9 protein-coding genes and 1 tRNA gene are annotated in these 13,398 nt (G+C 50.7%); 9 read left to right on the plus strand and 1 reads right to left on the minus strand.

Annotated features, from left to right (window positions below; all coding sequences use genetic code 11):
- Positions 1–123 precede the first annotated feature (123 nt).
- The 3 genes from gpt to crl all read left to right on the plus strand — a co-directional run bounded on the left by gpt (position 124) and on the right by crl (position 2,395).
- Positions 124–582: a xanthine phosphoribosyltransferase gene (gene gpt / locus U9O48_RS04540; protein WP_282492749.1), complete on the plus strand. Its 459-nt coding sequence runs from the start codon at positions 124–126 to the stop codon at positions 580–582.
- A 109-nt stretch (positions 583–691) separates the two neighbouring features.
- Positions 692–1,936 (plus strand): esterase FrsA, encoded by a 1,245-nt coding sequence (frsA, locus tag U9O48_RS04545; protein ID WP_324723634.1) that lies wholly within the window; start codon positions 692–694, stop codon positions 1,934–1,936.
- Between the two features lie 57 nt (positions 1,937–1,993).
- The gene (gene crl / locus U9O48_RS04550) at positions 1,994–2,395 is read left to right on the plus strand and encodes a sigma factor-binding protein Crl (protein ID WP_282492747.1); all 402 of its coding nucleotides are present in this window, start codon (positions 1,994–1,996) and stop codon (positions 2,393–2,395) included.
- A 72-nt stretch (positions 2,396–2,467) separates the two neighbouring features.
- Here the strand turns inward: crl and phoE are convergent, their stop codons facing one another.
- Positions 2,468–3,520: a phosphoporin PhoE gene (gene phoE, locus U9O48_RS04555; RefSeq protein ID WP_282492746.1), complete on the minus strand. Its 1,053-nt coding sequence runs from the start codon at positions 3,518–3,520 to the stop codon at positions 2,468–2,470.
- A 306-nt stretch (positions 3,521–3,826) separates the two neighbouring features.
- On the opposite strand from phoE, the gene proB reads away from it, so the two are divergent.
- The 6 genes from proB to U9O48_RS04585 all read left to right on the plus strand — a co-directional run bounded on the left by proB (position 3,827) and on the right by U9O48_RS04585 (position 13,172).
- Positions 3,827–4,930 (plus strand): glutamate 5-kinase, encoded by a 1,104-nt coding sequence (gene proB / locus U9O48_RS04560; protein ID WP_324723635.1) that lies wholly within the window; start codon positions 3,827–3,829, stop codon positions 4,928–4,930.
- Between the two features lie 10 nt (positions 4,931–4,940).
- Positions 4,941–6,194 (plus strand): glutamate-5-semialdehyde dehydrogenase, encoded by a 1,254-nt coding sequence (gene proA, locus U9O48_RS04565; RefSeq protein WP_285145322.1) that lies wholly within the window; start codon positions 4,941–4,943, stop codon positions 6,192–6,194.
- Positions 6,195–6,305: 111 nt separating this feature from the next.
- Positions 6,306–6,381: transfer RNA gene (locus U9O48_RS04570), tRNA-Thr, on the plus strand.
- A 969-nt stretch (positions 6,382–7,350) separates the two neighbouring features.
- The gene (locus U9O48_RS04575) at positions 7,351–9,660 is read left to right on the plus strand and encodes a TerB N-terminal domain-containing protein (RefSeq protein WP_324723636.1); all 2,310 of its coding nucleotides are present in this window, start codon (positions 7,351–7,353) and stop codon (positions 9,658–9,660) included.
- 3 nt (positions 9,661–9,663) lie between these two features.
- A complete protein-coding gene (locus U9O48_RS04580; RefSeq protein ID WP_324723637.1) occupies positions 9,664–10,980 on the plus strand; it encodes an ATP-binding protein in 1,317 nt (438 codons plus the stop codon).
- The gene (locus U9O48_RS04585; RefSeq protein ID WP_324723638.1) at positions 10,977–13,172 is read left to right on the plus strand and encodes a DEAD/DEAH box helicase; all 2,196 of its coding nucleotides are present in this window, start codon (positions 10,977–10,979) and stop codon (positions 13,170–13,172) included. Before U9O48_RS04580 ends, U9O48_RS04585 begins: the two co-directional genes overlap by 4 nt.
- The last annotated feature ends 226 nt before the right edge of the window (positions 13,173–13,398 follow it).

Here is a 13,398-nt window from a genome sequence, read left to right on the forward strand (position 1 = left end):
GTAAAAACTCCCCGCTGGGCCGCTTAACACTGGTTTTTAGTGCGTCAGATCTCTATAATCTCGCGCAACCTATTTCCCCTTCGAACACTTTTTAAGCCGTATATAAACAGGCTGGGACATCACATGAGCGAAAAATACGTCGTCACCTGGGACATGTTGCAGATTCACGCGCGCAAACTGGCTGCACGCCTGATGCCTTCTGAACAGTGGAAAGGCATTATTGCCGTAAGCCGTGGCGGTCTGGTACCGGGCGCACTGCTGGCGCGTGAACTGGGTATTCGCCATGTCGATACCGTCTGCATCTCCAGCTATGACCACGATAACCAGCGCGAGCTGACCGTGCTGAAACGCGCTGAAGGCGACGGCGAAGGCTTCATCGTCATCGACGATCTGGTGGACACTGGCGGTACTGCGGTTGCGATCCGCGATATGTATCCAAAAGCGCATTTCGTCACCATCTTCGCCAAACCGGCTGGTAAGCCGCTGGTTGACGACTACGTGATCGACATCCCGCAGGACACCTGGATTGAACAGCCGTGGGATATGGGCGTGGTCTTCGTGCCGCCGATTTCTGGCCGTTAATGACAGAGCGAAATTATTTTTAACGCCCGGTGATGCCGGGCGTTGTTTTTTTTAGCCCCCAGCGCGTTACAATGGACTCTATGTGACGTAATCATGGAGGCAGCGCGCAATGACCCAGGCGAATCTTAGCGAAACCCTGTTCAAACCTCGTTTCAAACACCCGGAAACGTCGACGCTTGTTCGTCGCTTCAACCCTGGCACTCAGCCTGCTGTGCAGTCCGCCCTGGACGGCAAAAACGTGCCGCACTGGTATCGCATGATTAACCGTCTGATGTGGATTTGGCGCGGCATTGATGCCCGTGAAATTCTCGACGTGCAGGCGCGCATCGTCATGAGCGAGGCCGATCGCACCGACAGCGATCTCTACGATACGGTGGTTGGTTATCGCGGCGGCAACTGGATCTACGAGTGGGCCTCTCAGGCGATGATCTGGCAGCAAAAAGCCTCCCAGGAGCAGGACCAGACCCTCAGCGGAAAACACTGGCTCCACGCCGCCAACCTCTACAGCATCGCTGCCTATCCGCATCTGAAGGGCGACGATCTCGCGGAACAGGCGCAGGCGCTGGCGAACCGCGCGTATGAAGAAGCCGCCCTGCGTTTGCCGTGCAACGTCCGCGAAATTGAGTTCACCATTCCCGGCGGCGCGCCGGTCACCGGATTCCTGCACATGCCGCCAGGCGAAGGCCCGTTCCCGACGGTGATGATGTGCGGCGGTCTGGACTCCCTGCAAATTGATTATTTCAGCCTGTTTGAGCGCTACTTCGCACCAAAAGGGGTCGCGATGCTGACGCTGGATATGCCGTCGATCGGTTTTTCCTCGAAGTGGAAGCTGACGCAGGACTCCAGTTTATTGCACCAGCATGCGTTAAAAGCGCTGGAGAATATTCCCTGGGTGGATCACACCCGCGTGGCGGCATTTGGCTTCCGGTTTGGTGCTAACGTCGCGGTGCGTCTGGCGTATCTCGAATCGTCGCGCCTGAAAGCGGTGGCCTGTCTGGGGCCGGTTGTCCATGCGCTGCTGAGCGATCCGACGCGTCAGGGAAGCGTCCCGGAGATGTATCTCGACGTGCTGGCGAGCCGCCTTGGCATGCATGATGCATCAGACGAAGCGCTGCGCGTGGAGCTGAATCGCTATTCCCTCAAAACGCAGGGGCTGCTCGGGCGCCGTTGCCCAACGCCGATGCTGTCCGGCTTCTGGAAGAACGATCCCTTCAGCCCGGAAGAGGAGTCGCGTTTAATCACCTCGTCATCTTCGGATGGCAAGCTGCTAGAGATACCCTTCAGCCCGGTGTATCAGAATTTTGACAAAGCACTGAACGAGATTACACGCTGGATCACCCAGAGATTGTGTTAATAGATTGCTAAATTTTGATGGTTTGGTAAAACAGTGGCTTCACAAAAGGAGATCGCAATGACGTTACCGAGTGGACACCCGAAAAGTAGACTGATTAAGAAGTTCATGGCTCTTGGCCCGTATATTCGAGAAGAGCAGTGTGAAGAGAATCGCTTTTTTTTCGACTGCCTGGCTGTTTGCGTCAACGTGAAGCCTGCACCCGAAAAACGGGAGTTCTGGGGCTGGTGGATGGAGATGAACGCGGAAGAGAAGCGTTTTACTTATAGCTATCACTTTGGTTTGTTCAACAAAGATGGCCACTGGGAAGCGACAACTATCAAAGATCAGGAAGTGATCGATCGTCTGGAATTGACCCTGCGTGGTTTCCACGACAGAGCGCGCGAACTGCTGGCGACGCTGGATTTAAAGCTCGAACCCGCTGATGACTTCACTAACCAGCAGGTTAAGCTCTCCGCTTAACGCTTTACCCGCCTAAGCGACAGACAATAAAAAACCCGGCCACTTTCGCGCCGGGTTCTTTTTTATCCAATATCAGAACTGGTAGGTCATACCGACGGCAACGATATCATCGCTGCTCACGCCCAGTTTATTATCGTCGTCCAGCTGGTTGATTTTATAATCAACAAACGCGGACATATTTTTGTTGAAATAATAGGTCGCGCCGACGTCGATGTATTTCACGATGTCTTCATCGCCGATACCTTCAATATCCTTACCTTTAGACTGGACATAGCCCAGGGAAGGACGCAGACCGAAATCGAACTGATATTGTGCGACCACTTCGAAGTTCTGCGCTTTATTGGCGAAGCCACCAGAAATTGGGGTCATATTACGGGTTTCAGAATACATCGCCGCCAGGTAAATATCGTTGGCGTCATATTTCAGACCGGTCGCCCAGGCTTCCGCTTTATCGCCTTCGCCGCGTGCCAGCAGATTCTGCGCGTTGGTACGGTCAGAGTTGGTGTACGCGCCGCTGACGGCGAAATCGCTGCCGCCGAAATCGTAAGTCAGAGAGGTACCGAAGCCGTCACCGTTCTGTTTCTTAGGATCGCGACCTTCGTTTTTGCCCTGATACTGGAGGGTCATGTCCAGGCCATCGATCGCGCCGAAGAAGTCGGTGTTGCGATAGGTCGCAAGGCCAGTGGCACGTTTAGTCATGAAGTTATCGGTCTGCGCGGAAGAGTCGCCGCCGAATTCCGGGAACATATCGGTCCAGGCTTCCACGTCATACAGTGCGCCGAGGTTACGACCGTAGTCGAAGGAGCCGAAGTCTTTCAGCTTCACACCCGCGAAGGCCAGACGGGTTTTCTGCGTGGAATCGCTCTCGGCTTTGTTGCCGGAGAATTCAGCTTCCCAACGGCCATAACCGGTCAGCTGATCGTTAATTTGGGTTTCGCCTTTAAAACCAAAACGGACGTAAGTCTGATCGCCGTCTTTAGTATCGTCATCACTCAGGTAATGCATTGCTTTTACTTTGCCGTACACGTCCAGTTTATTACCGTTTTTATTATAAACTTCAGCTGCGTGTACAGATGCGGAAGCAACTACGCCCATTACCACTAATGCCAGAGTGCTCTTTTTCATTTTCAATCCTGATGTTTTATAAAACGCGCTAATATTCGCTGAGCAATAAGATTCGGCTTATTACCCCGTGAAAAACAGGAAGGGTTTTATCGTCTGCGGGTGAAGGTTTTATGACAAAGTAAGAATATGTCTAAAAAAGTATGTTTTATTTTTTCAGTCATAAATCTGTCAAAATCTGCCGCTACGCTTCCTGATCCCGCGCAACAAAGTGGCGTGCTCAGTGCGCCAGCAGTTGGCAACGGCGCTGAGTCCTGTTAAAACGTCTGATTGACATCATTTTCCCTTATTGTTGAATGGCAGAGAATCATGAGTGACAGCCAGACGCTGGTCGTAAAACTCGGTACCAGTGTTTTAACAGGCGGATCGCGCCGCCTTAATCGCGCCCACATTGTTGAACTTGTCCGCCAGTGCGCACAGCTTCATGCCGCAGGTCATCGTATTGTGATTGTGACGTCAGGGGCGATTGCCGCCGGGCGTGAACATCTGGGCTACCCCGAACTCCCCGCTACCATCGCCTCTAAACAGCTGCTGGCCGCGGTCGGACAAAGCCGTCTGATTCAACTGTGGGAACAGCTGTTCTCTATCTATGGTATTCACATCGGGCAGATGCTGCTGACTCGCGCCGACATGGAAGACAGGGAGCGCTTCCTGAACGCGCGCGACACCCTGCGTGCGCTGCTGGATAACAACATCGTTCCGGTGATTAACGAGAACGACGCGGTGGCGACGGCTGAAATCAAAGTCGGCGATAACGATAACCTCTCGGCACTGGCGGCGATTCTGGCCGGTGCGGATAAACTGCTGCTGCTCACGGATCAGCAGGGTCTGTTCACTGCCGACCCGCGTAACAATCCGGAAGCACAGCTGATTAAAGATGTGCACGGCATCGACGACGCCCTGCGCGCCATCGCCGGAGACAGCGTCTCCGGGCTGGGCACCGGCGGAATGGGTACCAAGCTGCAGGCCGCCGACGTGGCGTGCCGTGCGGGTATCGACACCATCATCGCAGCGGGCAGCCGTCCGGGCGTGATTGGCGACGTGATGGAAGGTCTCTCCGTCGGCACTCGTTTCCACGCTCAGGCTTCTCCGCTGGAAAACCGCAAACGCTGGATCTTTGGCGCACCGCCAGCCGGTGAAATCGCCGTGGATGAAGGGGCGACCTCGGCGATTCTGGAAAGAGGGAGTTCATTACTTCCGAAAGGAATTAAAAGCGTGACAGGTAACTTCTCCCGTGGTGAAGTGATTCGTATCTGCAATCTTGAAGGTCGCGATATTGCCCACGGCGTCAGCCGCTACAACAGCGACGCGCTGAGACGCATTGCAGGGCATCATTCACAGCAAATCGACGCAATTCTGGGCTACGAATATGGCCCGGTTGCTGTGCATCGTGACGATATGATCATTCGCTAAGGAGCCAATCATGCTGGAACAAATGGGCGCAGCTGCCAAAGCCGCCTCTTATAAACTGGCGCTCCTTTCCAGCCGCGAGAAAAACCGCGTTCTGGAAAAAATCGCTGACTATCTGGAAGCTCAGTCGCCGCAAATTTTACTCGCCAACGAGCAGGATTTAGCCGACGCGCGCAACAACGGCCTGAGCGAGGCGATGCTCGATCGTCTGGCGCTGAACCCGGCGCGCCTGAAAAGCATCGCCGACGACGTTCGTCAGGTCTGTAATCTGGCCGACCCGGTCGGGCAGGTTATTGACGGCGGGCTGCTCGACAGCGGCCTGCGCATCGAACGCCGCCGCGTGCCGCTCGGCGTCATCGGCGTGATTTATGAAGCGCGCCCGAACGTGACCGTCGACGTCGCCTCCCTGTGTCTGAAAACGGGTAACGCGGCCATTCTGCGCGGCGGGAAAGAGACGTGGCGCACCAACGCGGCGACCGTGAAAGTCATCCAGCAGGCGCTGGAAGAGTGCGGCCTGCCAGCGGGTGCGGTTCAGGCCATCGAGAGTCCGGATCGCGCGCTGGTCAATGAAATGCTGCGCATGGACAAATACATCGACATGCTGATCCCACGCGGCGGCGCAGGTCTGCACAAGCTGTGCCGCGAACAGTCGACTATTCCGGTGATCACCGGTGGGATTGGCGTGTGTCATATCCTGGTGGATGAGAGCGCCGAAATCGCGCCAGCGCTGAAGATTATCGTCAACGCCAAAACCCAGCGTCCGAGCACCTGTAACACCGTTGAAACGCTGCTGGTGCATCAGGGTATTGCAAAGACGTTCTTGCCTGCGCTAAGTCAGCAAATGGCCGAGAGCGGCGTGACGCTGCATGCGGATGACAACGCGCTGGCACTGCTGAAAGATGGCCCCGCCAAAGTGGAAGCGGTCAAAGCGGAACAGTATGATGACGAGTATCTGTCGCTGGATCTGAACGTGAAAGTGGTCGCCGATCTGGACGATGCCATCGCCCACATTCGCGCCCACGGCACGCAGCACTCCGATGCGATTCTGACCCGCACCCTGCGCAACGCCGATCGCTTTATCAATGAAGTGGACTCTTCGGCGGTCTACGTCAACGCCTCAACGCGCTTCACCGACGGCGGTCAGTTTGGGCTGGGTGCCGAAGTGGCGGTCAGCACGCAAAAACTACACGCCCGAGGCCCGATGGGTCTGGAAGCGCTGACCACCTACAAGTGGATCGGCTTCGGCGATGATACGATTCGTGCGTAAATAAACGAGGGTGATGCAAAAATAGGCATTTGATTCGCAAGGCCATTGACGCATCACCCCGTTAGTTTTAACCTTTTGCCCCGTGGTTACGCTCGTAACCGGCCTCTCAGGGCCGATATAGCTCAGTTGGTAGAGCAGCGCATTCGTAATGCGAAGGTCGTAGGTTCGACTCCTATTATCGGCACCATTCAAGCATTTCTCAAAGTCTACACAAGTTCACTGAAACCCCATGTAATCTGCATCTTCCAGCTCTCGAGTGTATTCTAATGTCTACTGGCATACCCCAAAATCCACGTGCACTTGGGGGTACATTTGGGGGTATATGCTGTTCGGTCTTATGGAGATAGCCGCAGTAGAAAAAGAATTTGTAGCTAAGGTTAAGAAGTTCTCGCAGCGTTACGCCAACTTTGAGCTGTATCTACAAGGCAATAGGCATTTAGGCTGGATGTTCCCTGTTAATGCTGGGACAGAATAGATGGAGATATTTGTTCAGGCAAATAGGCTCCAATCTGGCCTTAAGCAGTCTCAAGTCTCTCGCATCATGAAATCAGCCAGAGATTTCAGATCGAGGGCGGCGAACGTCAAGGCCACCGCTGTCGATATTACAGGTGATGCCCTCGTTGCTGAATCAGCCTACCGAGAATTTATGCAGAGAAATCCGACGCTGCTAACCAATCAGAGACAAAAGGAACAGGAGGAAATCCGCGCTCAAGAAGTTGAACGTCACCAGAGTAGGAATTTTATACAGAAACTTGCTGTGTGGTTTGTTCGTGTCACTGGAGCATGAAATGCACTCTGCACGGTTCGCCGTCGGTGAGCTCATTTCCCGTTAGCAGAGTCAGTTCTGATAGCAAATTGATAAGAATAATTGCCGCCAGTTCCGCATCTATGTAACAGCTACTCGTGTGTTTATGCAGAACCAATTCAACTCCATTCTGATGCGAATGACCCATAAGCATTCGCATGCCTCCAAAAATTTCTGCTTGAAAAGCATGCTTAATCAATAATTATTTCCTTTAAATCAATAAATTAATTTTGATTGCATTTTGGTTTGAACCCTTGCGATTTAGACGTATTATTTTGAGATTAATCCACTTGCTCAACCTTCATTGCTGCTTGTGAGCGTGCGTGAAGAATGATTTTAAGGTTATATATCATGGAGTTATTGAAGTTTCTGGCAGCGATTTTAGTCATTTACTTGTTGTTTTTTAGAAAGAAAAAACGTAAATCTCCAAAGTCTTATGCTTCAAGCCCCATGAAAGCACCGCCAAAAGAATGGCTCGCTGACATCAAGAAAAAAGAGGCGGTTGTGCGAAACGATGATAGTGAAGACGATAACCTTGCAACTTTTACATTGAGCGGTGGCCGGGGTATTGAACTTCGGGTGACAACCAATCATTACCGGAACACCTCAAAGTCAGCAGGTGCACTAGCTCGATGGGTACTTCCGGGTGAGATGGTAACTGTAGCTGGTGTAGCAATTAGCGGTGGCCACATTTACGTGGGGCAACTTATGAAGCCCTCCGGTCAGGAATCAGGCGGCAATTATGACGATGGAAGTGAGGCATCATTAATTGATGACACATGTAAGATAAAACCTACTTCTTATTTTTACGAGGACAGTTCATTAGGATACTGGCCCAGTTTTTCCTCTCTTTCCCCAGAAGCACGCGGTGCGTATGTCAGTTGGCTTGCCAGCGAAAGGTCTGATCCATCGTGTCCTATCGGCTATGTTTTTATCTACCTCTACGGCCTGGAAAGAAAAGCGCTCGTAGATTCCACTGACCCAAAATTCCCTGATGCTGAGTTCCGCAATCTGTTCAATGAAGTCGCTCGGTTAAGATCGGTATTCATTGAGAACCGCTCCTTCCGTGGATATTCGACCCAATTACTCGAAGCAATGTCTATTCTGCGCCCGAACATGGGCTTAGCCATTGAGCCCGATAGCGATTCAGGTTTCAGCAACAGCATGCAATTTAAGCTGGCTCTGGCAAAAACTGTACATGAAGGAGTTCCTGTATCAGCTGAACTGGCGTTGAACTGGGTAATAAACCACACCGAGTATTCGCTGCGTACCCCGGCTCGCCGCTGTGCTAAAGAGTTTGCTGCGCTTTTCAAACGGCGTTACACCCTCAAATATGGTGAAGGGATGGTCGTTAAGGCGAATAAAACGCGCTTACGTTTAGATTACACACCAGCAAGTCCTAGTTTGCGAGGTGTTCGACTTCCTGTTCCCGACCTGCCTGATCCAAGTGCGTTGAAGAGCCCTGTCCAGAAAATTATGGCTCTTGCCGACATATGTACAGATGAACTTGATGCTTATAGTCGCTACCTTGGTAGGAAAGGTACGTCAGTCAATGATACGGCTGCAATTATGTTGCTCCCTTCAGAGATCGTTAATGAAAGCGCAGAAAAAATATTAAGCTCATTCAAACGCTGGGCTGATGAGGCGATCCTCGTCAATGAGGGGTTAGTCTCAGTTGCTGACTTTTGGGCACATATGAATGCCAGTTGCCCCAATAAGATCAATAAAAAAGAGGCCGATTTGATGCAGGCCTTTGCTCTGAAGATGGGTTACGGTCTGGCACCTGACCCGTATTATCACCATGTGAAGGCAGATGTTGATGGGACACTTGTTCTATTCCCTGCCGCCGAAAGTGGACGCTTCTCACCTTCTCCTGAATTTATTTCAGCAGTAATGACGCTTAGATTAGGGGCGATGGTCGCCTTGATTGACGATTCTCTTGATCAAGCTGAACAGAAAGTGCTTGAGAATGCTATCAACAGCAACACTGGTTTCACCGATGATGAAAAGCGTTCTCTACACGCGTATTTAACGTGGCAGCTTCATACCCCAGCCAATATGACAGGAATGAAAAGCAGGATTGAGTTGATGGGGGCTGCGGAAAAAGCGGCTGTGGGCAAAGTTATCGTTAGTGTTGCCTGCTCGGATGGAACAATAGCGCCTGCCGAAATCAAACAGCTTGAGAAGATTTATTCCAGTTTGGGTCTGGATCCCTCATCTGTATCGAGCAATATCCATCAGCATTCCGCAACTGAACATGATCTCGTCTCGTCTGTACCAACTGCTCAGCCAGCAGCAGGGTTCACACTGGATGCTAATGTACTTGCCCGCCACGAATCTGCCACGGATGATGTTCGTAAATTGCTGAACACAATTTTCACCGAAGAAGAACCGGAAGAGCCAGAAAGCGCTTCAGCCTTATTAACGGAGGCGGGGGGCCTTGATTCCGCACATAGCCAGCTTTATCGCAGTTTGCTGGAGAAAGAACAGTGGTCCCGAAAAGAGGCGACAGAATTGTGCGGAAATTTGAATTTGATGCTCGGCGGTGCGCTTGAGGTGATCAATGACTGGTCCTATGCGGTGGTTGATGCTCCGGTACTGGACGATGCCGATGATGATATCTGGGTTGACCTGGAAATTGCCAAAGAATTAGAGGGATAGTGAATGTATGTAACACGTATAAGAGTGAAAGAACGTGACGCTATTATTCAGTCACTTAAGTCAGGCGTAACGCCAAGGATAGGCATTCAGCATATCCAGGTTGGCCGCGTGAATGAGATCACCGCTCTCCACCAAGATATTGAGAGGATTGCTGACGGTGGTGCAAGCTTCAGACTTATCATCGGTGAATATGGTTCTGGTAAAACGTTCTTTCTGAGTGTTGTGCGCTCTATTGCGCTAGAGAAGAAGCTGGTGTCAGTCAGTGCAGACCTTTCTCCTGACAGACGCATTCACTCATCGGGAGGTCAGGCTCGTAATCTCTATTCTGAGCTTATGAAAAACATGTCCACCAGAAACAAGCCGGATGGTAATGCGTTACTTAGCGTTGTTGAAAGATTCGTTACGGAGGCAAGAAAGGAAGCGGACACGGACGGCTCCGAGGTTTCATCAGTTATTCATAAACGCCTGGCAGCTCTGTCAGATATGGTGGGTGGATATGACTTTGCGAAGGTCATTGATGCATTCTGGCGCGGGCATGAGCAGGATAACGAAACGCTAAAATCCAATGCTATTCGCTGGTTGCGGGGAGAGTACACCACCAAAACTGATGCCCGTAACGATCTCGACGTTCGGACTATTATCTCAGACACTTCATTCTATGATTCTTTGAAGCTGATGAGCCTTTTTGTCCGCCAGGCAGGCTATGCCGGTCTTTTGGTCAGCCTCGACGAAATGGTGAACCTCTTTAAGCTGAATAATACGCAAGCAAGAACAGCGAACTACGAACAGATTTTGCGGATCCTGAATGACTGCCTGCAAGGCTCAGCCGAGAACATTGGTTTTATCCTCGGGGGTACGCCAGAGTTTCTGTTCGATCCGCGTAAAGGTCTTTACAGCTATGAGGCGCTCCAGTCGCGTCTGGCGGAAAACCGGTTCGCGCAAAAAGCAGGAGTGATTGACTACTCATCCCCCACTTTGCATCTTGCCAGCCTCACCCCTGAGGAACTGTATATTTTGCTGAGAAATCTTCGTCATGTTTATGCAGGTGGAGATCCAGAGAATTATCTGGTACCAGATGAGGCACTGACTGGATTCCTGCATCACTGTAGTAAAACCATTGGAGACGCTTACTTCCGTACCCCCCGTAATACGATAAAAGGTTTCCTGGACATGCTGGCCGTGCTGGAACAAAACAGAACGATGAACTGGCAAACACTAATCGAGGGTGTGGCGATTGAAGAGGACAGGCCCAGCGATATGGATGACGCCACTACGGAGGAAAGCGATGACGACGACGGATTGGCGAACTTCAAACTATGAGCAGTGCCTACGATAGCCTCGATCCCCGCGTCCGTAAGTGGGTTTACAAGCAGGGGTGGTCGACATTAAGGCCCTTGCAGGAGAGTTCTATCCCGGCAATTTTAGCCCGTGATCGAGACGTGCTAATCAGTGCAGGTACAGCAGCGGGTAAAACAGAGGCTTTCTTTCTTCCTGCCTGTTCGGCAGTTGCAGATCTCACGAATGGATTTGGCATCGTCTATATCAGTCCGTTGAAGGCATTGATTAACGATCAGCACCGTCGTCTTGAGAGCCTTGGAGATGCATTGGCAATGCCAGTGACTCCCTGGCATGGAGATGTACCACAAAGTAAAAAGAAGAAAGCTCGGACGAACCCTGCTGGCATTTTACTGATTACACCTGAGTCACTTGAGTCTTTGCTCATAAACTCGATGGGCTGGCTCAAGCAGGCGTTTTCTTCAGTCGCATACATCGTTATTGATGAGTTTCATGCTTTTATTGGCTCAGAGCGTGGTGTACAGCTGCTTTCTCTGCTCAATAGAATTGACCATGTGCTAGGACGCCAGGTAAATCCAATTCCTCGCGTTGCGTTGAGTGCCACGCTGGGGGAACTGGAGAAAGTGCCAGAACTGTTGCGCCCGGACAAACGACTCCCCTGTGTAACTGTTACAGATAGTAATAGCACGACCACTCTTCAGGTACAGGTCAAAGGGTACCTGGAGCGAGTGATCCAAAAAGAGGAAGAACTTCAGAGTTCAGCTGAACATGACGTTTGCTCTGACATTTTCAGACTTTGCCGTGGCGATTCTCATTTGGTCTTTGCAAACAGCCGAAAGCGCACTGAAAGCATTGCGGCAACGCTGAGCGACATGTGTGAGGAACAAATTGTTCCGAATGAATTTTTCCCGCACCATGGTTCCCTTGCCAAGGAATTACGTGAGGCGCTTGAATCTCGTCTTCAGAAAGGAAATTTGCCCACAACAGCTGTTTGTACAATGACGCTTGAGTTGGGAATTGATATCGGTAAGGTTAAGTCGGTTATCCAAGTTACGCCTCCGCATTCTGTTTCCAGTTTGCGCCAGCGTATGGGGCGTTCTGGGCGACGCGATTCCCCATCAATACTCAGAATGCTAATTACAGAAAATGAGCTTACTGTGAGTAGCAGTATCGTTGATCACCTACGACTCCAGTTGGTGCAGTCGATGGCAATGATCAAGTTGATGATCTCTAAACAATGGTTTGAGCCTGCCGATTCCCGGCAGATGCATTACTCCACGCTGCTACACCAGATTCTTGCAATTACCGCACAATGGGGTGGAGTTCGTGCCGACCAGCTCTGGACACAACTATGCCAGACAGGGCCATTCAGAAATGTAGATTTAAACGATTTCAAAAGCCTGCTTAAACATTTGGGAGCATGTGGCCTACTCACTCAACTTGCTAGCGGCGAAATGGTTGTTGGGGCAGAGGGGGAGAAACTGACTAACCATTACACTTTTTATGCTGTGTTCAATACTCCAGAAGAGTTCCGCATTGTCACCGGAAACAGAACCCTTGGAACAGTGCCTGTTGACTCCCCACTGCTACCAGACCAACACATCATCTTCGGTGGGCGGCGCTGGAAAGTGACAGAGATCGAGACAGAGAAAAAAGTTATCTATGTAGAGGCAACCAAAGGCGGTCAGCCACCACAATTTAGTGGGGGAGGTATGTCTGTTCATGATGCCGTTCGTCAGGAAATGCTCGCTATCTATAGGGAAGGTGATTACCGCATAGCAATAGGTAGCAAGAAAGTAGATTATGCCGATACTGCCGCCAGAAACCTATTTGCGGAAGGCTGTAGTAACTTTCAGCGTTTTAAACTTCAAAATGAGTGTTTTATTACGAGTGGACAACACTGTTACGTAATACCCTGGATGGGGGATAAAGTTGTCAATACGATTACAGCCTTGCTCATAAGCTGTGGTTTTAAAGCTAATTCATTGGCTGGAATTATAGAAATTGACGGCTCAAGTGTCGCTTCTGTTCAACAGGCACTTAAAGGTATGCTGCTGTCAGGCTTGCCTTCAGCGTTTGATCTTGCTGTAAATGTTCCAGAAAAGTACTTAGATAAATATGACGAATACTTACCTGAGTCTCTGCTTGTGAAAGGATTTGGGGAAAAAGCGTATGACATTGAAGGCACTCGTATTTGGTTGAAGCAGCACCTTTAGTAAACTGGTTACATAATAAGAGGGAGATGCTCCTCCTAAGATTTAGGCCGATTTTTGATTTCAATGTTCGCTCTTGGCTCGGATCTGCCAGAAATCTAGGTCATAAGATCAGCTTTGAGATAGAAGTAACCTACGCTGAATTATTTGCAAGTCAAATCAATGAATCATTTTCCATTTTTTTCTGGAATAACAATATTTATACTCGCTCGTTTAAAAAAGACAGCCA

Source organism: Lelliottia sp. JS-SCA-14, from assembly GCF_035593345.1.
GTDB classification, from domain to species: Bacteria; Pseudomonadota; Gammaproteobacteria; order Enterobacterales; family Enterobacteriaceae; genus Enterobacter; species Enterobacter wanjuensis.